Source organism: Candidatus Angelobacter sp. (genome assembly GCA_035607015.1).
Lineage (GTDB): Bacteria > Verrucomicrobiota > Verrucomicrobiia > Limisphaerales > AV2 > AV2.
In genome coordinates this window covers 1-22,361 of the sequence record DATNDF010000016.1, presented here as the reverse complement: position 1 = coordinate 22,361, position 22,361 = coordinate 1, and the positions used below count along the sequence as shown (strand labels likewise).

Annotated in this window: 21 protein-coding genes; 14 read left to right on the top strand and 7 right to left on the bottom strand. The window is 59.6% G+C overall.

Features of this window, described 5'->3' with window-relative positions; translation table 11 throughout:
- The first annotated feature begins 5 nt into the window (after positions 1–5).
- The 3 genes from VN887_00635 to VN887_00625 all read left to right on the top strand — a co-directional run bounded on the left by VN887_00635 (position 6) and on the right by VN887_00625 (position 3,589).
- Positions 6–455, top strand: a complete 450-nt coding sequence (locus tag VN887_00635; protein ID HXT38505.1) for a response regulator — start codon at positions 6–8, stop codon at positions 453–455.
- Between the two features lie 377 nt (positions 456–832).
- The gene (serA, locus tag VN887_00630; protein HXT38504.1) at positions 833–2,422 is read left to right on the top strand and encodes a phosphoglycerate dehydrogenase; all 1,590 of its coding nucleotides are present in this window, start codon (positions 833–835) and stop codon (positions 2,420–2,422) included.
- Between the two features lie 66 nt (positions 2,423–2,488).
- Positions 2,489–3,589: a peptidylprolyl isomerase gene (locus tag VN887_00625; GenBank protein HXT38503.1), complete on the top strand. Its 1,101-nt coding sequence runs from the start codon at positions 2,489–2,491 to the stop codon at positions 3,587–3,589.
- 88 nt (positions 3,590–3,677) lie between these two features.
- Here VN887_00625 and VN887_00620 read toward each other — a convergent pair whose 3' ends face one another.
- Both VN887_00620 and VN887_00615 read right to left on the bottom strand, forming a co-directional pair.
- Complete coding sequence (locus VN887_00620; protein HXT38502.1) at positions 3,678–4,112, bottom strand: DUF1844 domain-containing protein; 435 nt, start codon at positions 4,110–4,112, stop codon at positions 3,678–3,680.
- Positions 4,109–4,798 (bottom strand): LON peptidase substrate-binding domain-containing protein, encoded by a 690-nt coding sequence (locus tag VN887_00615; GenBank protein HXT38501.1) that lies wholly within the window; start codon positions 4,796–4,798, stop codon positions 4,109–4,111. Before VN887_00615 ends, VN887_00620 begins: the two co-directional genes overlap by 4 nt.
- 84 nt (positions 4,799–4,882) lie before the next feature.
- On the opposite strand from VN887_00615, the gene VN887_00610 reads away from it, so the two are divergent.
- The 8 genes from VN887_00610 (at position 4,883) to VN887_00575 (ending at position 13,002) form a co-directional block, all read left to right on the top strand.
- Positions 4,883–5,674 carry a hypothetical protein gene (locus VN887_00610; GenBank protein ID HXT38500.1) on the top strand — a complete coding sequence of 264 codons (792 nt, stop codon included), beginning with the start codon at positions 4,883–4,885 and terminating at the stop codon, positions 5,672–5,674.
- Entirely contained in the window at positions 5,671–6,738 is a 1,068-nt protein-coding gene (moaA, locus tag VN887_00605; GenBank protein ID HXT38499.1) for a GTP 3',8-cyclase MoaA, read from the top strand. The genes VN887_00610 and moaA overlap by 4 nt, the downstream gene beginning before the upstream one ends.
- A 363-nt stretch (positions 6,739–7,101) precedes the next feature.
- A complete protein-coding gene (locus tag VN887_00600) occupies positions 7,102–7,452 on the top strand; it encodes an FmdB family zinc ribbon protein (GenBank protein HXT38498.1) in 351 nt (116 codons plus the stop codon).
- Between the two features lie 59 nt (positions 7,453–7,511).
- Complete coding sequence (locus VN887_00595; protein HXT38497.1) at positions 7,512–8,852, top strand: hypothetical protein; 1,341 nt, start codon at positions 7,512–7,514, stop codon at positions 8,850–8,852.
- Between the two features lie 144 nt (positions 8,853–8,996).
- Entirely contained in the window at positions 8,997–10,160 is a 1,164-nt protein-coding gene (locus tag VN887_00590) for a KamA family radical SAM protein (protein HXT38496.1), read from the top strand.
- Positions 10,161–10,421: 261 nt separating this feature from the next.
- Positions 10,422–11,075, top strand: a complete 654-nt coding sequence (nth, locus tag VN887_00585) for an endonuclease III (protein HXT38495.1) — start codon at positions 10,422–10,424, stop codon at positions 11,073–11,075.
- A 78-nt stretch (positions 11,076–11,153) separates the two neighbouring features.
- On the top strand, positions 11,154–11,840 hold the full coding sequence (locus VN887_00580) for a lipoate--protein ligase family protein (protein HXT38494.1): 687 nt from the start codon (positions 11,154–11,156) through the stop codon (positions 11,838–11,840).
- Positions 11,841–11,883: 43 nt separating this feature from the next.
- Entirely contained in the window at positions 11,884–13,002 is a 1,119-nt protein-coding gene (locus VN887_00575; protein ID HXT38493.1) for an endonuclease/exonuclease/phosphatase family protein, read from the top strand.
- An 84-nt stretch (positions 13,003–13,086) separates the two neighbouring features.
- Here the strand turns inward: VN887_00575 and deoC are convergent, their stop codons facing one another.
- The 5 genes from deoC to VN887_00550 all read right to left on the bottom strand — a co-directional run bounded on the left by deoC (position 13,087) and on the right by VN887_00550 (position 20,778).
- A complete protein-coding gene (deoC, locus tag VN887_00570; GenBank protein HXT38492.1) occupies positions 13,087–13,770 on the bottom strand; it encodes a deoxyribose-phosphate aldolase in 684 nt (227 codons plus the stop codon).
- Positions 13,767–14,756 (bottom strand): malate dehydrogenase, encoded by a 990-nt coding sequence (locus VN887_00565; protein HXT38491.1) that lies wholly within the window; start codon positions 14,754–14,756, stop codon positions 13,767–13,769. The genes deoC and VN887_00565 overlap by 4 nt, the downstream gene beginning before the upstream one ends.
- Positions 14,757–14,983: 227 nt before the next feature.
- Positions 14,984–18,028 (bottom strand): PSD1 and planctomycete cytochrome C domain-containing protein, encoded by a 3,045-nt coding sequence (locus VN887_00560; protein ID HXT38490.1) that lies wholly within the window; start codon positions 18,026–18,028, stop codon positions 14,984–14,986.
- Complete coding sequence (locus tag VN887_00555) at positions 18,025–19,431, bottom strand: DUF1501 domain-containing protein (protein ID HXT38489.1); 1,407 nt, start codon at positions 19,429–19,431, stop codon at positions 18,025–18,027. The genes VN887_00560 and VN887_00555 overlap by 4 nt, the downstream gene beginning before the upstream one ends.
- 108 nt (positions 19,432–19,539) lie before the next feature.
- Entirely contained in the window at positions 19,540–20,778 is a 1,239-nt protein-coding gene (locus VN887_00550; protein ID HXT38488.1) for an MFS transporter, read from the bottom strand.
- 452 nt (positions 20,779–21,230) lie between these two features.
- Here VN887_00550 and VN887_00545 point away from each other — a divergent pair, with 452 nt between their 5' ends.
- The 3 genes from VN887_00545 (at position 21,231) to VN887_00535 (ending at position 22,357) form a co-directional block, all read left to right on the top strand.
- Positions 21,231–21,377 (top strand): hypothetical protein, encoded by a 147-nt coding sequence (locus VN887_00545; protein HXT38487.1) that lies wholly within the window; start codon positions 21,231–21,233, stop codon positions 21,375–21,377.
- A 58-nt stretch (positions 21,378–21,435) separates the two neighbouring features.
- Positions 21,436–21,891 carry an SsrA-binding protein SmpB gene (smpB, locus tag VN887_00540; GenBank protein ID HXT38486.1) on the top strand — a complete coding sequence of 152 codons (456 nt, stop codon included), beginning with the start codon at positions 21,436–21,438 and terminating at the stop codon, positions 21,889–21,891.
- Between the two features lie 193 nt (positions 21,892–22,084).
- Entirely contained in the window at positions 22,085–22,357 is a 273-nt protein-coding gene (locus tag VN887_00535; protein ID HXT38485.1) for a tyrosine-protein phosphatase, read from the top strand.
- Positions 22,358–22,361 lie beyond the last annotated feature (4 nt).

Here is a 22,361-nt window from a genome sequence, read left to right as displayed (position 1 = left end):
TGCGGATGAACAAAAAAATCATCCTGTTGGTGGAAGATAATCCGGACGACGAGGAGCTGACGCGGCTGGCCTTTGAGAAGAGTAATGTGGCCAACGAACTTGCCGTGGTGCGCGACGGAGTCGAGGCGCTGGATTACCTGTTTGGCACCGGGACGCACGCGGGACGTGACCCGGGTGCGATGCCGGCCGTCATTCTCCTGGATTTGAAGCTGCCGAAAATCGACGGCCTGGAGGTGTTGCGTCGTTTGCGTGCGGACGATCGGACAAAACTGCTGCCCGTTGTGATCCTCACTTCATCCAGGGAGCAGGAGGACGTCAAAAGTTACAGTTGCGGCGCCAACAGCTACGTTCGCAAGCCGGTCGAGTTCGAGGAATTCGTCCAGGCTGTGCGCCAACTCGGGCTGTATTGGCTCCTGCTCAACGAAACACGGACAGAACCGGAAGGGGCCGGATGAGCAGGGCGGTACGCGTTCTGATCATCGAAGACCCCGAAGGAGGGTGCCCTGTCACCAGCCGGCGAATTTGAGTGCACCGGATTCAACACCATGCGGAAAAAGGCTGATCCCGCTAGAATCCAGTTAAACCGCGAACCGTCGTCTCTGGTCCAGAGTGCGCGGAGCGAAATGTCATTCAGTCTTCGAGGTGAGACCTGAACACACCAGCCGCAGCTCGAATCTGCGCTGAAAGAACACGCGCTGAAACTCAAGAAGCGCGTTGACCAGACTCCGTCGAAAGCGGGATATGATTCGGGTTGCGCTCGCCACCGGATGGGGTTGCACGTTTGAGTATTTGACCTGCCCATGGCCTTCTCATACAGTGCCCGGCCTGTTTTATGAACGTGCTGATTTGCGACCCGATTTCACCCAAGGGCATCGCTTTGTTGAAGCAGCGAGCTGAGTTCCAAGTGACCGTGCTGGACAAGCGATTATCCGAAGGCGATCTGCTCCCGCTCGTGGGTGAAGTCGCCGCGATGGTCGTCCGCTCGGAGACCAAGGTGACGAAGAAGGTGATCGAGGCCGCGCCGAGACTTCGCGTCGTCGGCCGCGCGGGCGTGGGTGTGGACAACGTGGATGTCGAAGCCGCCACGCAGCGAGGCATCGTGGTGATGAACACGCCGGGCGGCAACACGATCTCCACGGCGGAACTGACGTTCTCCATGTTGATGGCGCTGGCGCGAAAGATTCCGCAGGCACACGCCTCGATGAAGGCCGGGGAGTGGAATCGCAAGGAATTTCAGGGCGTCGAGCTTTGCAACAAGACCCTCGGCATTCTCGGCATGGGCCGCATCGGCAGCGAAGTGGCCCGTCGGGCGATAGCTTTTGGCATGAGAGTGCTGGCCTATGATCCTTTCCTCGCGCTTTCGCGCGCCAAGGCGCTGCAGGTTGAGCTCGTCGAACTGGATGAACTCTACGCGCGCTCGGATTTCATTACCGTCCACATGCCGATGAGTGATGAAACGCGGGGTATGATCAACGCCGCGGCGTTTGCGAAAATGAAGAAGGGTGTGCGCGTGCTCAACTGCGCGCGCGGCGGCATCATCAACGAAAAAGACCTTAGCCACGCGATCAAGAGCGGGCAGGTGGCCGGTGCGGCCCTGGACGTTTACGAAATCGAGCCGCCGCCGAAGGGGTTCCCGCTGCGGGACCTGGCACAGATCATCATGACGCCGCACCTCGGGGCCAGCACGGAGGAGGCGCAGGAAAATGTTGGCATCGAGGTCGCCGAAGCCATTATGGACTATCTGACGCACGGAGCCGTGCGCAACGCGGTCAACCTCCCGAATCTCGATGCCAAGACCTATGCGGTGGTCAAACCGTATTTGAACCTTGGCGAGAAGCTGGGCCGGCTGCTCGCCCAACTGGCGCCCAAACGTAACGAGCGTCTGGTCATCACGTACGGCGGCAAGGCGACCGAGATGCCCGGGGATCCGATCAGCCGTTCGGTGCTGAAGGGCTTTCTGGAATCGGCGGGCGGAAAAGACGTCAACCAGGTCAACGTACGCGCGCTGGCCGCAGCGCTGGGCTTGCTCGTCGAGGAAATCAAATCGAACGAGGAGACAGATTTCAACGAATGGCTGCACGTGGCTGTCCATTCAGAAGAGCAGAAAGTTTCGGCGGGCGGCACGTTTTTTGGCAAACAGAGCCATCCGCGCATTGTGCGCATCAACAGTCTGCCGGTGGAAATCGTGCCGTCGGGGGTCCTGTTTTTGATGACGAACAAGGACCGCCCGGGCATCGTCGGCTACATCGGCACGTTGATGGGCAAATACAAGATCAACATCGCGAACATGAGTTTGAGCCGCGACAACAAGGGCGGTCATGCGTTGACCGTGCTCAACCTGGACAGTGTGCCTCCGCAGGAATTGCTCGACGAAATCCATAAGGACCCCGACATCAGCAACGTGCGTGTTGTGAAGTTGTAATCGGTTTCACGTTGTGCGAACGTCGCCGGAATCTGGCGCGGAATTCTGCCGGAAGAAAAAGATAAAATGAAAACCAGAACGACGATGCTCCTGCTGGGCGCACTGACATTCGCATGGAATTACGTTGACGCGGCCGATGCCGCGAAGGAAAACGCGCCGAAACCCGCTGCTGGTGGCAGGCAGTTGTTCGCGGACGACGTGCTTTGCAAGGGCAAGGGAGTCGAACTCAAACGAAGCCAGTTGGACGAAGCGTTCCTGCAATTCAAATCCAACCTCAACGCGCGCGGTCAGACCCTCCCCGAGGCGCAGCGCGAGCAGGTCGAATCCCAATTGCTCGACAGGCTGGTGATCACCCGGCTCCTCATGAACAAGGCGACCGACGGGGACAAAAAGAAAGCCAGGGCGGCCGCGGACAAGTTCGTGGCCGACACGAAGAGTCAAGCCGGTTCCGAGGAATCGTTCAACCGGCAGCTTGGCGTCATGAATTTCACACCTGCGCAATTTGACGCGCAGGTCTTGGAGCAGTCGGTCTGCAAGGAGGTCATTGATCGCGAGCTTAAAAGCAGAATCAACATCACCGACAACGAGGCGCAGAAGTACTACGACGAACACGGGGCGGAGTTTGACCGACCGGAAACGGTCCGCGCCGCGCATATTCTGCTTTCAACGCGTGATCCCGGCACCGGCCAGGAATTGACCGACGAAAAGAAAAAGGAGAAGAGGCAGCAGATGGAAAAAATCCTGGAGCGTGCCCGGAAGGGCGAGGACTTCGCCGCACTGGCGAGGGAGTTTTCGGAAGATCCCGGTTCGAAGAGCAAGGGCGGCGAATACACATTCGCACGGGCCAAGGACGACCCGCAACATGCGATGGTCGCCGAGTTCGAGAACGCGGCCTTCTCGCTCAAGACGAATGAAATCAGCGGTGTGGTCACGACACAATTCGGCTACCACATCATTAAATTGTACGAGAGAACGCCGGCCCAGAAGCTTGCGTTCGCCAAGGTGAAGGACGATCTCAAGGATTATCTTGCGCGCCAGGAAGTGGACAAACAGTTGAAGGGTTATCTGGACAAGGCGAAGCAGGAGGCGAACCTCGAATACTTCAACGGCGCGAAACCACCGATGGAGCCGGTCGGGAACCCACCAGCTGCCCCGGACAAGAAGTAGCATTCAATTGTCACTGCGCGGGGCGCCTTCATGGAAGCGGTCGGTCGGGTTTGCCACCGCGCCATGTCCGTGGCCGTTGTCCTCCCGGTCAGTACTTTTTGGAGAATTTCTTCCGCGAGTCTTCCTCGGCGCTGGGTGAAGCAGCGGGGCTGGGAGGGCTGGACGACCCGGCGGCCCTTTCTGCCGCGCTCCCGGACGACTTGGGAGAGGCCGGCGCGGGCTGCTCGTCCACCGTCTCCACAAACGCCATGCGGAGGGTGGTCAGACTTTGTTTCAGCAGTTTCTCCTCGTTCTTGTCGAGGTTGCCCCGGGTTTTGGCCTCGAGCATTTCCAATTGGTCGATAAACATCTTTGCGCTGTCAATGTCGCGCATGTTCTCGCCGGTTTCCGGGTGCGGCATCCGGCCGAGCAGCATCAGCGCCATGTTGGTCTGTTGAAGGATCATGCCCGCGAACAGCGCGGACAGGACCTCTTCGCGGCTCGCGCTCGCCAGCGCGCCGTCGGTGGGCTGGGTTTCGTTCATGTTTTTTTGTTTTTCCCCTGCCGGCGGATCTCCGCCATTAAAAAACTGATGAGATGCTTGAGGCGCGCTTCCAAATCGACGGTCTCCAGCAGGAGCTGGCGCTCCACCGCTGACGAGAGCAGCGTGCCGGACACAAGGTCGGCGATTTGTTCCGGGTTGTTGAGTTTGGCAAGAATTTCGATTCCCTGCTTCAAGGCGAAGTCCGGGGGCAACTCATCGGTATCGAGTTCTTCAAGCTGGCCAAGTTTTTTCAAGACATGGAAGGGAAGCTCGAAACCCTGTTCGAGACGATCCGAAACAAGCTCGAGCACTTTGACCGTCAGTGCGTCCACGGCCACACTGTCGGCCGCGGTGGACTCGATCGTCCGGATGCGATGCACACGATAGGGTTTGCGGCGGACCGCCTGCCCGAGCTCCACGCGCGCGATGCCCTGCAGGACGAGGTTCGAGGTTCCGTCCGTGCGTGCGACCGAAGCCCGGATCAAGCCGAGGCCGGCCACCTGGCATGGCGTTTCGCGCACACGCCCCGGTTTCTGCATCGCCACCGAAAACATCCGGTGCGAACTGAGCGCATCGGCAAGCATCTGCCGGTAGCGCGGCTCGAAGATGTAGAGCGGCAGCATCGCCTGCGGGAAAAGGATGGCGCTGGGGAGCGTCATGACCGGGACTTCACGCGGCAATTCCATGCTTGGAGTTTAGTCGAGCGCGTCTGTAATTCAAGCCGAGATGCGGCTTGCCAAATTTTCCCACTCCGCGCATGTTTGGGCATTATGAAAGGCAAAACTGGAATAGTCACACTGGTCGTACTGTGCGTCGTGCTCGGGGTCGGCCTGCTCATCCGCCACGCCAAGGCGGTTCAGGACAAGGATGCTGCCGACGCAAGGATCCTGCAGTTGTCGAATGATGTGGTGCATACCCAGGACCAGCTTACCGAGCAGAAAAAGGTCAACGACACCCTGGAAAAGACGCTCGAAAACAAGACCTCCGAAGCGTCGAGTTTTTCAAACAAGCTGGACAATGTGACAGCCACGCTGGTGAAAACTGAGCAGGACGCCAAGGCTGCGGCCGAACAGGCGAAGGATGAAATAGCCAAGCGCGACGCAAAGATCGCCGATCTTGAAGGCCAGAACGACGATCTCACCAAGAAAATGGCCGACTTGAACACGTCGATCGGCAATCTGGAATCCCAGATTACGGACACACAGAAGAAGCTTGCCGCCTCGGAAGGGGACCGTGAATTCCTGCTCAAAGAATTGAAACGTCTGCAGGCGGAAAAGGCGGAATTGGAGCGGAAATTCAACGACCTCGCGGTGCTGCGCGACCAGGTGCGCAAACTGCGCGATGAACTCTCCATCGCACGCCGCCTTGAGTGGATTCGGCGCGGTCTGTATGGCACGGAAAAGGGCGCGGAAAAATTGCAGAAGGGCTTTGCCACGACCGGACCGCAGACCAACTACGACCTGAACGTGGAGGTCAAACAGTCCGGCGGCGCGAAGATCGTTTCACCGGGCACGAACACACCTCCCGCCAACCCGCCCGCGCCCGCCGCGCCGCCCAAGTGACCAGATCAAGCCTGCTGGTTGATGCGCATGGCCGCATGATGCGCGACCTGCGGGTCAGCGTGACTGACCGGTGCAATTTTCGCTGTCTCTATTGCCTGCCGGAAACGGAAGAGGCCGCGGACTTTTACCGCGTCAAATTCGACGCGCTGAAAAACCCGGCGCCGCCCACACCAATCACGCGCGAGTGGAAGCCGCGCTCGCACATCCTGAGCTTCGAGGAAATTGAGCGGGTCGTCCGCCTTGCGGTGGGGCTCGGCGTTGAAAAGGTCCGCGTCACGGGCGGCGAGCCACTGCTGCGGCAGCATGTGGAAACACTGGTGCGCGGTCTTGCGCAGATTCCCGGCGTGACCGATCTGGCGATGACGACCAACGGCTTTCTCTTCCCGCAGAAGGCGCGCGCGCTGCGTGAGGCCGGACTCCAACGCGTCAGCTTCAGCATGGACTCGCTCGATCCGGATAATTTCAAAAAAATCACGGGACGCGACGGTCTGCGCTCCGTGCTCGCCGGTGTTGACCTCGCGCGCGAACTGGGATTCAGCCCGGTCAAGGTCAATGCGGTCATCATTCGCGGTCTTAACGATCATGAGATCGAATCGCTTGCCGAATTCGCCCGGGAGAAGGATTTGAGTTTTCGATTCATCGAATTCATGCCGCTGGATTCTGGCCGCGCCTGGCAGAAGGAACTCGTCGTGCCCGGACGCGAGATGCTTCGGCGGCTCCAGGCGCGCTTCGAGTTGAAACCCGCCAAACAATCGAATCCTTCGGAAACCGCCAGACGCTGGACGTTTGCCGATGGCCGCGGTGAAATTGGAATCATCGCCCCGGTAAGCGAGCCGTTCTGCGGGCACTGCAACCGGCTCCGGCTGACCGCCGATGGCAAAATCCGCACCTGCCTGTTCAGTCTTACAGAGCACGATTTGAAACCGCTTTTGCGCGGTGGCGCTCCGGACGAAACCATCGAGGCACGCTTGCGCGAAATCGTCCGGCAGAAGGAGGAGCGCCATCACATCGGCGAGCCGGATTTCGTGCAGCCCGAGCGCACGATGAGTTGCATCGGAGGATAAAGGAATTCAAAGTCAGTGCGATGATCGTGTGCCTCCGATGCGGAACTCAGCGGTCAAGCATGGGGCGTTCAGGCAGTTCGATGGAGCGAAAGAAGCGGTATCTGCTGGTCCCGGTGATCTTCGTTGGATCACATTTTCGCCCAAGCGCGGTGTGCGGCTGAACGACGACGCGTTCGGGTGTCTCGACTGCGGTTTAGTGTGGGGAGAAGTTGAGGCCGAAAACTGGCGAAGTTTGTATAATCGAACACTGCTGTAAAAGGCGAGGCGTCGCCGCCTTGAGCCATTAAGAGGTCGAGTGTCGCGGTCTTGTATCTCCCACGGGGCTTGACCTTTGCTGCAACAGTTGCTTATTAACTGCGTACTATGCCGACCTACGAATACATTTGTTCCAAGTGCGAGCATCAATTTGACGCCTTTCAGCCGATCACTGACAAGCCGCTGACAATTTGCCCGAAAGAGAAATGCCGCATGAAGCGCTGGGGGAAGGGAAAGGTCAAACGAGCCGTCAGCGCCGGAGCGGGTTTGATTTTCAAAGGTAGCGGCTTTTACATCACCGATTATCGCAGCGAAGGCTACAAGGAAGCTGCCAAGAAAGAATCACCGGCGCCCGCGCCGTCGGCCAGTGGCGATGCGAAACCGGCCGCCAAAGCGGAAGCCAAGCCCGCGACGAAAACTGAAACGAAGGCCGCCAAACCCGGGAAGGACGGCAAGTGACGTGCTGTAAAGGCACACTCCAAGCGGTTTTGGCGGCGCGCCTGCCGGGCTAACGAACCATGAAAACCATCGCGATCGTGCTCGGTCCATTGATCGCCTTTGCGGCGCACGGCGCGCTGAACGCCGGACCTGTTGTTACCGCGCGGAGCAGCACTGGTCAGTTCGTCATTCGCGGGCCGACCCTGTCGCAGATATCAACAAATTATTCCGATCCGAATTCAACGTTCGTCGAGCTGGACCCGAATATTCTCGCCGTCAATTGCGAGCGGATCAAACAGGCGTTGCTGCGTGAATTGGTGATGGCCGACGTCTGGCGTGGTCACATTTATGCGGAGATCAACTCATCGCTGCCCACCAACCAGTCCCCTGTCATTGTCGCCAAAGCCTTCACCGACGGCTGGCAGTACCAGATGGAGCTGCCCCGCTGGATCGAGCGGTCCAAACTGGTGCGCGGTTTGATTCAGGTAATGCTGATGGAAATTGCGAACCGCAACGCCGGCCTGCGTTCGGCTGACATCCCGCTCTGGCTGTCCGAAGGTCTGGCACAGCATTTGATCCATTCAAGCGAAGTGGGCCTCGTGTTCACCCAACCTCAGTGGAATGTGAATCGTGTGAACATCAGCTGGCGGGCGCGGCAGGCCCTCCGGCGTGATCCGCTTGAAGACGCGCGCGAGCGCCTGCGATCCCACGCGGCATTTACATTCGCCAAACTGGGCGATTCGTTTCCGGACCCGGTTCCGGAGGAAACCTGGAAGACCTTTCAGGCCTCCGCGCAGCTGTTCGTCAGTCAGCTCCTGGTTTTGCCCGGCGGTCGCGCGACGCTGGTGGAGACGCTCTACGAACTGCCGTTGTACCTGAACTGGCAGTCTGCGTTCCTGAACGCATTTCGTGCCCAATTCCCGCGCCTGCTCGACGTGGAAAAATGGTGGGCGGTCATCCTCGTCCGGTTCACAGGGCAGGACCCAAGCCATGCGTGGTCGCAGCCCGTCGTTCTGCAAAAGCTGGATGAAACGCTGCACCCGTACGCGCTGGTGTCCGGCAACCGCAGAGACATGCCGCGACGCACCCGGCTGAGCGTCCAGCAGATCATCACGGACTGGGAGTACCTCCGCCAGCGGATCGCGCTCAAGGAAGTGGCGTCCCAGTTGCTCGTTGTGCGATTCAGAACTCCTCCCGAACTCGTCGCTCTGGTGGAGGACTACCGGGCAACGATTGAGGATTACCTCGGCAAGCGCGACCAGGTGGGCGTGGCACGCTCGTTGCCCGGTTTGCCGGCGATGCGCGCCGATTTTCTGGTGCGTGACGTCGTCAAAAGACTGGACGACCTGGACGTGGCGCGCACCGAGGCGCGAGCCACCAACGGGCCACCTGTCAGCGCGTCAGCCCGTCCCACGAAGTGATAAGGGCGTCAAACGGCTCTTTTACAGCCCGCCCCTTGACAGCTTCAAGACCCAAAATATAGTTCCCGCACCATGAACGAAACTTCATCGGCGGACGGCGGCAGGCCGCCATCAGACAGTCGGCTCGGTTTCTTAAAGGAATTCATGCCAGCGGGGCGGGGGTTCTGGTCGAACGTTTCGGAGCAGGACTGGAACGACTGGCGTTGGCAGCTCAGGAACCGCATCACCACATTGGGACACCTTCAGCAGCTCATGCCTTCGCTCACGCCGGAGGAATACGCCGGCACTCAGCTCGCCAACACGAAGCTCGCGCTCGCGATCACCCCTTACTTTTTCAACCTGATCGATCCGACAGACGAAAACTGTCCGATCCGCCGGCAGGTCGTTCCCCGTGTTGAGGAAACGCACACGGCGTCCTGGGAAATGAGCGACCCGTGCGGCGAGGATTCGCATTCGCCGGTGCCCGGACTGGTACACCGCTACCCGGACCGCGTGCTTTTTCTGGTCACAGACCGCTGCGCGGCCTACTGCCGTTATTGCACGCGTTCGCGTCTGGTGAGCAACGCGACAGGCTACGATTTTCATCCGGAGGTTGATCGCCAGATTCAATATATCCGCGATCATCCCGAAATCCGCGATGTGCTGCTCAGCGGCGGCGACCCGCTGTTGTTTAGTGACGAAAAGCTCGAACACCTCCTCGGGCAATTGCGCTCGATCAATCATGTCGAGTTTCTCCGCATCGGAACGCGCATCCCGATCTTTTTGCCACAGCGCATCACGCCGGAGTTGTGCGCAATGCTCAAGCAGTTCCACCCGTTGTTCATCAGCATTCACTCGAACCACCCGCGCGAACTGACCGTCGAAGTGCGCGAAGCGCTCGGCCGCCTCGCCGATGCCGGCATTCCGCTGGGCAACCAGTCGGTGCTGCTCCGGCACGTCAACGACGACGCGACGGTGATGAAGGCGCTCGTGCAGAAACTGCTCATGTGCCGCGTGAAGCCCTACTACATTTATCAGTGTGATTTGATTTCCGGTTCGGCGCACCTGCGCGCCGGTGTGCGCAAGGGTCTGGAGATCATGGAGGCATTGCGCGGCCACACGACCGGTTACGCCGTGCCGCAGTACGTGATTGATGCGCCGGGCGGCGGCGGCAAGGTGCCGATCAACCCGGACTATGTGCTGAGCCGCAACGCCGACCGCGTCGTCATCCGCAACTTTGAAGGCAAGGTGTTTGAGTACGTCGAAGCCGCCAAAGGGACGCCGCGTTACAAACCCTCCGAGGATTTCGTCGCGCCGGAGTTGGTGTGATGTGCAATGGTGATGCGTCTATGGCAAAACGACGAGACTGGGACAAACTTCGCCGTCAAACGCAGGCTCAGAAGCACGATTATCACGATGAATGGGAAGCGCACGGCATTACATTGATTCCATGCTTGAAACAACGACGCGCAGGGCCAGAAGGAGCGGAATACCAACTTTGTCTTGTATGTAATACGTCTTTGAATCGGGAGGATTTTGAGATTCACGAATACCACCATTGGAGGCCCGGAAAGCGGCCGATGTCTTGAGATTGTGCGTGAGTCCAACGAATCCAAAGCCGCCCGGTTCAAAAGAATTCTCGCCGTGCTGCGGAAGACTTATCCGGATGCCCACTGTGAGTTGAATTACTCGACCGCCCTCGAACTGCTCATCGCGACTATTTTGTCGGCGCAGTGTACCGACAAGCGAGTGAACCTGGTGACGGGCGAATTGTTCAAGAAATACCGCACGGCGGCGGACTACGCGAATGCCAAACCCGCCGAGCTGGAGCAGGCCATCAGGACCACGGGTTTTTTCCGGAACAAGACAAAGAACATTCGGGCCTGTTGCCGCGCGCTGGTGGAACGGCACGGCGGCGAAGTGGCCAAGACGCTGGAGGAATTGACCCAACTCGGAGGTGTCGGACGCAAGACGGCGAACGTCGTTCTGGGAAATGCCTTTGACATCAATGAAGGCGTCGTCGTGGATACCCACGTCGCGCGGCTGTCTCGACGGTTGGCGCTGACGCGGGCGAAGACGCCGGAAAAGATCGAACAGGAATTGATGAAACTGGTGCCGCAGGAGCAGTGGACGATGTTCAGTCACTGGCTCATCTGGCACGGACGGCGTCGCTGCTCCGCGCGCAAGCCCGATTGCCCGAATTGTGAAATCCGAAAACTTTGTCCCTCGGCGGGCAAGGTGTAGGCACGACCTCCAGGTTGCGGGTTGCCTCACGAGGAATTTCTTCGCGCCAGTTGAGGCTTGCGGCTACGTTCTGACTCGATGGTCGAACATTGGCTCCTCCTGAACTCCGGCCCGTGCGCTGCCGATTTCAATATGGCGTTTGATGAAGCGTTGCTCGAGTTCGCCGCGCACGGGGGCGCGCCCGTGTTGCGTTTCTACGGCTGGACCGAACGCGCGGCGTCGTTTGGCTATTTTCAAAAATGTTCCGACGTCGAGCGCCTCACCTCATTGCGCCCTCTGGTGCGGCGTCCAACGGGTGGGGGGCTCGTGCCGCACGACGCCGACTGGACCTACAGCCTTGTTTTTCCGCGGGACCACTGGTGGCACGCATCGCGCGCGCAGGAAAGTTATCGTCGGACACACGAATGGATCCGGGACGCTTTCGCGAAACTGGGTCTGGTGGCGGAACTTTCGCCTTCCCGCCGGGTGGGGGCGGCCGGTCAATGTTTCGTCGGCGCCGAGCAATTTGATGTTCTCTGGCAGGGGCGCAAAATCGCGGGCGCGGCGCAACGACGGAATCGACTCGGGCTGCTGATTCAAGGCTCGGTGCAACCACCGCCGATCCCGCTGGCGAAGGCGGATTGGCAGGCTGCGATGTGCGACGTCGCATTTGAAAGGTGGAATGTGCGGTGGTCACCGTTTGGACAGGATTCAAGCTCAATCCAGCGCGCGGAGCAACTGGCGCGCGAAAAGTATTCCCGGGACGCGTACACCCGGCGTCGGTGAAGAACCTCTTGCGGCCCGCGCCATTCGCGGGTTAATTCGGTGCGTGTTATCCCGCGGTTTTATTGTCGCGCTGGTTTGCGCCGGCCAGAGCGCGACGCTGTGCGCCTTTTCTCTGCTGACCTACAACGTGAGCGGGAACGGGACGACCGATTGGAGCACGAACTCGACTCAGGTCCAGGCCATCGGGCGCGAGATGATTCACCTGCATCCGGACATCATCACGTTCCAGGAAATCCCCTTTACCAACAGTTATCAAATGCCCAACTTTGTGAAAGCCTATCTGCCCAGTTATTTTCTGGCGACGAATTCCGGCACTGACGGCTTTCTCCGGAGCGTCATCGCCAGCCGTTTCCCGATTGTGCGTTCGCAAAAGTGGCTGGACGGGGTGAGTCTCATACCCTTCGGCTACACCAATTCTCCCTCCACTTTCACACGCGACCTGTTCGAGGCGGAGATCAGCGTGCCCGAGTACCCGGAACACGTCCATGTGTTTACCACGCATCTGAAGGCGCAGTCTGATTCCACCAGTGCCTCGCGCCGCGCCGCCGAAGCGAGCGCCATTTCCAATTTTTTCGCCACCGTCTTTCTGCCGACGAACGGCAGCCGGCCTTATATGCTCACCGGCGATTTGAACGAGGACGTCAATCGTCCACCGAGCAGCACCCGGCATCCGATAGAACGGCTGGTGAACGCGAACACGGGTTTGCATCTCACTACGCCGGTGAATCCTGTCACGAAAGACGACCGCACGATTTCCATTCGTGCCACGCTCGACGCCCGCTTTGATTACATCCTGCCGGGCGATCTGCTGTTCTCGAATATCACCGCCAGCGAGATTTTCCGTACGGATCTGCTCAGTCCTGTGCCGCCACCGCTCCAGCAGCTTGATGACAAGACCGCCTCCGACCATCTGCCGGTGCTGATGACGTTCCGGGATCCGTACGCGCCGCCCTTCGCGCTGACTTCGGTTTTCGTGACCAACGGCGTTGTCGCACTCAGTTGGGAGGCCGCCGACGGATGGGCCTACGATGTGGAAGGTTCAAGCGATTTGAGTGTGTGGACGAAACACGCAACCAATCTCATCGCGACCGCGACAAATATCGGCTGGAGCGCGAACGCGAACGAACCGGTTCAATTCTTCCGTATCTTTCGCGCGCCGTGAATCACCTTCTGTATTCCGCCAGCTGATCGAAAACGGCGCGAGGAATGCCAGAAACGCGCCGGGTCGTGACGCCCGAAGAAAACTTCAGTAACCACCAGTTGGCCCACCTCCAACGCCTCGCACGATCGCCACGCCATTCGACGTTCCCAATCTCGTGGCTCCGGCCTCAATCATGGCCAGGGCCGCCCGCGTGTCGCGAATGCCGCCGGCGGCCTTCACGCCAAACTTCGGACCGACGATTTCGCGGAGCAGCTTTACGTCTTCGACGGTCGCGCCGCCAGTGCTGAAACCGGTGGAAGTCTTCACGAAATGCGCCCCGGAATCGAGCGCAACCCGGCAGGCGCGAATCTTTTCCTCGCGCGTCAGCAGGCAGGTTTCAAGGATGACTTTGACGGGGCGTTCATCTGCGGCTTCGACGACGTCGCGCAACTCGCGCAACACGTAAGCGTGATCGCCATCCCGAAGCCGTCCGATGTTGATGACCACGTCAATCTCCTGCGCTCCGCTGTCCAGCGCTGCCTCCGTTTCAAACCGTTTCGAGTCTGAATCCGTCGCGCCCAGTGGGAAGCCGACAACGGCGGCCACTTTCACCTCGCTCTCGTCCAGAACATGGCTGGCTTGCGCGACGCGCGACCCATTCACGCAGACCGCAAAGAGCCGGTGTTCCCGCGCCTCGTTACAAAGTCGCTCAATGTCGGAGGCCGTGGCATCCGGCTTCAGAAGTGTATGATCAATGAAGCGGGCGAGGTCGTTCGGCGTAAGAGTCATTTCGGAAGCAGCTCTGTCACCAGCATTTTTTCTTCCTTCAACTCGCTTACCGACGCGTCAATCTTCGCGCGGCTGAATTCGTTGATTGACAGGGCCGGCACGATCTGGAGTTTCCTGCCATCACTGCGGACCGGGAAGGAGGAAACGAGCCCCTTCTCGACACCGTAGCTGCCGTCGGAGCAGACACCGACGCTATGCCAGTCATCCGACGGCGTCGGTTCGATGATGGAACGAACACTATCCACGACGCTGTTTGCCGCACTGGCCGCGCTCGATGCGCCACGCGCTTTGATGATCGCCGCGCCGCGCTGTTGTACGGTGGCGATAAATTCCCCTTTCAACCAGGCGTCGTCCCGGATCGCCTCGGTTGCCGGCCGGCCGTTGATCCGGCTGTTGTAAAAATCCGGATACTGCGTCGTCGAATGATTGCCCCAGATGGCGACGTTCGTCACGGCCGTGACGTCCGCGCCCGCCTTTTTCGCGAGCTGGAGTTTCGCGCGGTTTTCGTCGAGCCGGGTCATCGCGTGCCAGCAGCCGCCCGGCACATCAGGCGCATGGCTCATTGCGATGAGGCAATTCGTGTTGCAGGGGTTGCCGACGACAAGAATGCGCACATCGGTGGAGGCGTTTTTTTGAATTGCCCGGCCCTGGCCGATGAAAATCCTGCCGTTGATGCCGAGCAAATCCTTGCGTTCCATCCCTTGCTTGCGTGGGACGCTGCCGACGAGCAAAGCCCAGTTCGCGCCTCGAAAACCCTCGTCGAGATCCGCCGTCGGCACGATGCCCTTGAGGAGCGGAAACGCGCAATCATCGAGTTCCATCACGACGCCCCCGAGCGCGGGCAATGCGGCTTCGATCTCTATCAAATGCAGAATGACCGGCTGGTTTGGGCCGAACATCGCACCCGAGGCTATGCGGAACAGAAGCGAGTAACCAATCTGTCCGGCGGCGCCGGTCACCGCCACGCGAATGGGAGACGTGTTCATAAATTTTCAAAGGCCGCGAGTATGGGAATCCGGCCAACACGACGCAAGCGGGAACGGGCCGGTGGAAACGCCCTTTGTGAGACAATCAGACGAGGGAGGACATTTTCCGTGTTCCTTCTGGTTTTTCCGGGGAGGAGGGCGGAGGGGTAACTCCGATGTCCGGTGGCTGGGAAGCGTTTTTGAAGAACAGACCGTCCCGTTCAAATCCCGCGCCGCGGCAACGTGAATCAGTTTACAAACGACGCTTCGTTCGTGAGCAGCAGAGCGTGGGCGTATTCCTGCCAGCCGGTCAGCGGTTTTCGCGAACGCCTGGCGGGACTGACCTGGTTGAAAGGCCGCCGTTTGTCTTGCTTGCCGATGACATTGGCGACGGGTTCGAGTGCGGGGACGGTGGCCACGGGGGGTTCCGGTTCGTGGTGTGACGTGACGAACTCCAGGCCGTCGCGCACTTCCTCCTGGGTCGGCAGTCGTTGGAAAAACAACTGGTAAAGATAGCGCACGCGATCCTCTCCGGTCTTTTGCTGCTTGAATTCCTTTCGTTCCACGACATTGCGCACCTGTTCGATGACGAGCGGGCTATTCATGAGGAAGAGCGCCTGCTGTGGCACCGTGGTCTCGTAACGTTTGCCGGTCGGCATGTTCGGGCTGGCGAAATCGAACGTGTTGAGCACCTCGACCAGGTCCGCGCGGTCCACGTAGCCATAGACCGTCCGGCGTGGTGCGGTGGGCAGGTTGTATTTCCCATAGCGATTCATGATGGCCTGAAAACGTTTTTGCGTCATGTGCGTGCCCTCGGAAAGGTCGATCGGATGGCCGCCGACCGTCAGATCGAGCTTGCCACCGAGGAAAAGAATCGAGTCGCGCAACGGCTCGAACTCGAGCCTGCGCACGTTCGCGCGCCAGAGCAGTCGGTTGAACGGGTCCTTCTCCGCGTAGGCCGGATTGTTCCTGCTGCTCTGCTGATAGGTCGCCGAGAGCAGGATCAACTTGTGCAGTTTCTTGATGGACCAGCCGTCTTCCATAAAACGGCTCGCCAGATAGTCGAGCAGCTCCGGATGACTCGGCGGCGCCGATTGATTGCCGAAATCGTCGGGTGTTGTCACGAAGCCTTCACCGAAATGATGCTCCCAGACGCGATTCACCATCACGCGAGCGGTAAGCGGGTTGTGTTTGCTGGCCACGGCCAGTGCCAGTTCCAGCCGGCCACTGCCGTTTTTGAACGCCGGCCGGTTCGGACTGGACAAAACTTCGAGGAACCGGCGCGGCACAACGTCCCCCTGATTCTCAGCCTCGCCGCGAATAAAGATGGGTGAGTCTTTAGGGTTGGGGCCGTCCACGAGCGTCATCGCGCGGGCCGGCGCGCCGGGATGCACCAGATCCAGCATGTCGCTTTGTTCACGCAGCGCGAAGAACTGCGCACGCTGCCGGTTCGGCAAGACCCGCAGCGCGACATCGCCCAGCAACGTGGAAATCGTCATCTGCCATTCGGGATCGGGATTCGCGAGCAGGTTGCCGTAGATTGCGGCCAGTTCCGCCATGGAACGCGGGGCCGCGCCTTTCAATGTTTTGACGACCTGCGGGTTCAACTGTCGCGCGCGTCCGTTGCGATCGAGATTTGCAAGGATGCGCCGCGACTGTTCCGCGAAGCGCGGTTCTGGAATTCGAGAAAGCATGTTCCATGGCGCGAACACCGAGGCGGCCTGCCGCCCGCCGCCCTGGATGATCCGCTGCCAGTGCTTCAGTAGATCGGGGTCGGCGCCATTTTTCGTGAGATAGGCGTCGCGTTCCTTCGCGGGCAGTCGTGTCGCATAAAGATAAATTCCACCGAACCGTTTGTAATCGCCGAACGCGGCGGCGACGCTCTGAGTGCGGATATTTTGAACGCGCGCGTCGAGTTCGGCCCTTTTCGCGAGATAATCCTGATAGTTCGTGTTCGTCGCGGAAATCACCGGTTTCACGCCAGGTTCAACAGAGCTGGCGAAAATGCCATGCAGCGAATAGTAATCGGCCTGCGGAATGGGATCGAACTTGTGATCGTGGCAGCGTGCGCACGACACCGTGAGGCCGAGAAACGCCTTCGAGGTGACGTCGATGCGGTCGTTGATGATGTCATTGGGATTACCGTTGAAATGGTCTCCAACCGTGAGAAAACCAAGCGCCGCAAGCGTGCCTTTGTCCGGGCCGAGATTCAGCTTGTCGGCCGCGAGCTGCTCCAGAATGAACCGGTCGTAAGGCTTGTCGTCGTTGAACGCCTTGATCACGTAGTCGCGATACGTCCAGGCGTAGGGATAAATCGAACTCTCGCGCTGGCGATTGAACTGTCCTTTCGAATCGGAATACCGCGCCACATCGAGCCAGTGACGGCCCCAGCGTTCGCCGTAGTGGGGCGAGGCGAGCAGTTTGTCCACGACCTTCTCGAACGCCCGCGGTGAATCGTCCGTGAGGAACGCCACCACTTCATCCTCGGTGGGCGGCAGCCCGATCAGGTCGTAATAGACACGGCGAATCAGCGTGCGTTGGTCGGCCGGTTCGTTCGGTGTCATGCCGTTCGCTTCCAATTTAGCCAGGACGAACCGGTCCACGTCATTCTTGACCCAAGCCTCATTCTTCACCGCCGGCGGAGTTGGCTTTGTCACCGGCTTGAACGACCAATGATCTTTGCCGTTGCCGCCGTACTTTGCAGCGACTGTCACATCGGGCCGCGTTGCGCGCGGGTCTGGCGCGCCCATCCTGACCCAGGCGACGAGGTCGTTGATTTGCGCGTCGGAAAGCTTGTCGCCTTTGGGCGGCATTTGCAGGTCGGGATCGGTGTAGCGGACGGCTTTGATGAGCAAACTTTTCTCTGGATCGCCGGGAACGATCACCGGGCCGGAATCACCGCCCTTTTCCCAACCACCTTTCCAATCGAGCTCCAGCCCTCCCTTGATCTTGCCGTTCGACGGGCTGTGACACTTGTAACAATTGTCTGAAAAAATCGGCCGGATTTTGTTTTCGAAGAACTCGGTTTGAGCCCGGGTCGGTTCCGCGGCCGGGACAGCAGATTCTGATATCCTTGCTGCGAGCAACAACGCGGCGCCGAGCGCGGCCCTGGAAACGAGCAAGCGGCCCCTGGCATTGAGATTCAGCATGGGTGCGCCACGAACCCGGCGGATCATGATCGCCGCGGGTATTTCAACTTCGCCCCATTTGACCTCGACTGGAACCCGTTTCTTCTCGACAGGCTGCGCCGGAGTCAGGGAACGGTTCGCCGTCATGAGGCAGATCTTCATCATGCGATGATCCCTTGCACGACTTTCCCGAAGTTGTCGGTGAGCCGGAAATCGCGCCCGTTGTAGCGGTAGGTCAGCTTCTCATGATCGAAACCGAGCAGGCGCAGGATCGTCGCGTGCAGATCGTGGATGTGAACCTTGTTCTCGACAGCGCGCGCGCCGAACTCATCGGTCGCCCCGTAAACCGTCCCGCCTTTGACGCCACCGCCCGCAAGCCAGACGGTAAACGCGCGGTTATTGTGGTCGCGCCCGGGGTTGTCGTTCCCGTTGCGGTCGCGCGTGACCGTGCGTCCGAACTCGCCGCCCCAGATCACCAGGGTGCTGTCGAGCAGGCTGCGTTGTTTGAGATCGGCGAGCAACGCGGCGGCGGGCTTGTCAATCTCCGCCGCACTCTGAGGCAGCCGGTCTTCAATGTCCTGATGATGATCCCAGCCGCCCGCCCAGACCTGAACGAAACGCACGCCGCGTTCGATCAGCCGCCGCGCAATCAACAGTTGCCGCCCCTGCGGCGTGCTGCCGTAGAGATCGCGGACGTTCTGCGATTCCTTCGCGATGTCGAACGCGTCGGTTGCCTCCATCTGCATCCGATAGGCCATTTCGAATGACTCGATGCGGGCTTCGAGCTGCGGGTCCTTTTGAAGCTGGCGCGCATGGATCGCGTTGAGTTTTTGCACCAGGTCGAGTTGGTGCCGCTGCTCGTCTTGCGAAAAATATGGATTGCGGATGTTCTGGATCATCCCCTCGACCGTCCCCGCGCCGGTGTTGATGCTGCTGGCCTGAAAATTCCCCGGCAAAAAAGCCGAACCCCAGTTTAGCGCGCCGCCCGGCGGCGAACCGCCGTTTGGCCGCAGCGATATGTAACCGGGCATGTTCTCGTTCTCGCTCCCGAGACCATAGAGCGCCCACGCGCCGACGCTGGGCTTGGCCATGCGGAGCGAACCCGTGTTCATGAAGACCGTCGCCACGTCGTGCGCCGGTATGTCCGTGTGCATCGAACGGATGATTGCCATGTCGTCCACATGCTGGCCAAGGGCGGAGAACACTTCGCTGACCTCGATGCCCGCCTTGCCATATTTCTTGAACTTGAACGGGGAAGGCATCGCCACGCCATTGAGGTCGGGGAGAGACTTGTCCTCGTATTGAGCGAGGGCGGGCTTCGGGTCCCACGTGTCAATGTGCGACGGCGCGCCCTGCGCAAAAATGTGGATGACATGCTTGGCCCGTGCTGGAAACTGCGGATGAAGTGGGCTCGAAGCCGTGCCAGCGGTCCCGGCGAGCGTCTCCCTGGAAAGCAGCCCGGCCAAACCCAGCACGCCGAGTCCCATTCCGGTCCGGGCGAGGAACTGGCGGCGGGAACAAAGGACTTCGTCGGGGCGCAGCCGGTTATTGCAAAGGAAATCATTCATAAGCGTTCACGAATCGTTTTGCGCGTCACCACGAACCAGACGCCGCGCAACACGGAAAAGTAACACGATTTGTGCCAATACCGCCGACGCAACCTTGCAACGGGCTCCTCAGTCCAACGGCTGTTCACGCACGGCAAACTCTGTCCCGATGCGAGCCACGCCTGCGGATGCCGGTCGTTCCTTCACTTCTTTGAGAATAATCGTTGCCGCTACCAGGCCGAGCGCACCGCACGATAGCCACAACACAGCGGCACCGCAGTGGAACAGTGCCATGCCCAGGCTCGGCCCCAGGGTAAGTCCGAGCGCCCATGTCAAACCGAATGCGCCCATGTAACGGCCGCGCATGTGCGCCGGCGCCAGGTCGGCGACGTACGCGGCAGACACCGGGATTGTCAACATTTCTCCGAACGTCACCACAACCATGGCAACGACGAGCGCGGGAATCGTTTGAACGAATGCGTTTAGCGCAAAGCCGATTCCAACCAGTGCGTAACCCAGCCCAATGACCCGGCGCGGAGGAAAACGGCGCGTGATCGCGCTCAATGGCAATTCACAAAGGACAACCATCGCGCCGTTCAACGAGATGATCGCGCCGTAAGTGGCGGTGGAAAATCCGAGCTGCGTCACAAACAGGCCATAGGTTGAGCTGATTTGAAAAAAGACCAGCGCGATGGCGAACGACGCCATCAACACCTGATGAAACCTGCGGTCGTGGCGCAACACTCCGAGCGCGTCCGGCCATTTACTCTCGGCCTGTTGACTGCGCACGCCACGCGGCAGCGCGAAGAACGCAACCAATCCGAACAGTACCGACGTGACCGCATCGCCGACGAACAGCCAGAAATATCCGCGTTCGGCGAGGAACCCAGCCGTCGCGGGGCCAAACGCCCAACCGGCGTTGAAGGCCATGCGATACGCCGAGAAGGCGGTGATGCGCTGGCCTGCTGGAACGAGGTCGGCCAGCAACGCGCTGCTGGCCGGGCGATACAACTCACCGGCCAAACCGGCAAACGCAGTCAGCAAAATGATCGCCGGCAGACTGCGCGCCTGCGAGAGCAACAGCATGGAGATTGCCGCCGAGAACATCGAGAGCACGATGGTCTTGCGTCGGCCAATGGTGTCGGCCAGATGGCCACCCAGACCGGATGCTAGAAAATGTCCCGCACCATAAGCGCCGATGGCGAGTCCGGCATCGGCCATCGAATACCCCTGTTGCTTGAGATACAGCGTCAGGAACGGCACAACGAACGAGCCGAACTTATTTAGGAACACGCCGAGGAAAAGAATCCACGCCGGACGCGGCAGCGCCCGCAAGGTGGCCAGCAAAGTCGGATTTGTGGTGTTCATGGGAAATAAAAAACCCTGCTCACCTTTCGGCAAGCAGGGTTTGGGAATCTTTGGTTAAGTTTAGATCGAAACCTCCCGCTTGCCATGTCGATTGACCTTGATGGCGCGCCACGAAACGCGGCGACCACTCGGGCGGGCGACAACGTCCGCGATGCGCGGGCGCATCGAATAGGAGGATGAGGCGGTCGTTGTCATTGCCGCGCGACGATGCACGGAACAGTGGCAGGGGTCAACACGATTCAGAACACCTTCAAACGCGCGTTCGGTGGGGTATTTTTTCTATTGCGTATGTCATCCCGCCTCGACTAGTTTACCGCGCTTGTCTAATTGACCAAACGAACATCTTGAACGCCGAACTCTGCAAAAAAGCATTGGAGAAGGTTGGCAACCCCAACATTCTGGTAAACCTTATTTCACGCCGCGTCCGGCAGCTGAATTCGGCTGGTGGGACCGTGAGCCGAAAACTCATCGAGACGCCTCCCAGCGTGGGTGTGGGGGACATCGCGTTGCTGGAAATCGTCGAAGACAAAATGAGCTGGGAGCCGATCCCCGACGCACCGGAAGAATTGGCGGCCCCGAAGAAACGCAAGCGGGGCTAGATTCTGACGCGGAGAATCGCGACCAGCCAGAAGGACCTCCTTCTGGCTGCTTTTGTTTATGGCCGACATCCTGACCAACTCGAAGGCGCGGCGGGATTATCACCTTCTTGAAACGTTTGAAGCCGGCATCGTGTTGCACGGCACCGAGGTCAAATCGCTGCGCGCCGGCCGGGGCCAGATCAGCGACGCCTTCGCCCGGGTGGAAAAGGACGAGGTGTGGCTCTACAACGCGCACATTGACGAATACTCACACGGCAACCTCCAGAACCACCAACCGAAGGCGCCGCGCAAGCTGCTGTTGCACAAATCGGAAATTCGCAAGCTGTTCGGCTTCGCGTCCGTCAAAGGCCACGCGCTGGTTCCCCTTTCGTTTTATTGGAAGAACGGCAGGGTGAAAGTGGCGCTCGCGGTTGGCAAAGGCAAAGTTCAGTTCGACAAACGTCAGGACATAAAAAAGCGCGACGCCGACCGCGAGCTTAAACGCGCGGCGATGCGTTTCTCCAAGGGGAAATGAAAAGGAAACGGCAAATCGGTCTGGTTGTCGACACGGGCGTCTCGCGGTGATGCTCCTGCGTGTGGCGGAACGGACAAACACGATTAACTTCGAACCGGCGACGGCCGGCCGCCGATGAACTGCGCGCGTTTCATTCGGACAAAGACGAAGTCGAGGTTGGGGGTATGAAAAGCGTGCGCTTCGAGACAAAACCCTGCCTGCCGAGGAGGAGGATGTGATTGATTTTCTGAGCGCGGTTTCCGACACAAATAATCTGCCGGCTTTCGTCCACTGTCGGCGCGGTGCGGACCGCACCGGCATGATGTGCGCGACGTATCGCGTGGCGGTCTGCGGTTGGACAAGGCAGGAAGCCGTTCCGGAAATGAAAAACGGCGGACCTGACTTCAGCACTGCCTGGAACAATCTCGTGGAATTCGTCGAGAAGACGGGTGTCCGGGACGTCCAAAGGCGCGCGGGATTTCCTTGAAAAT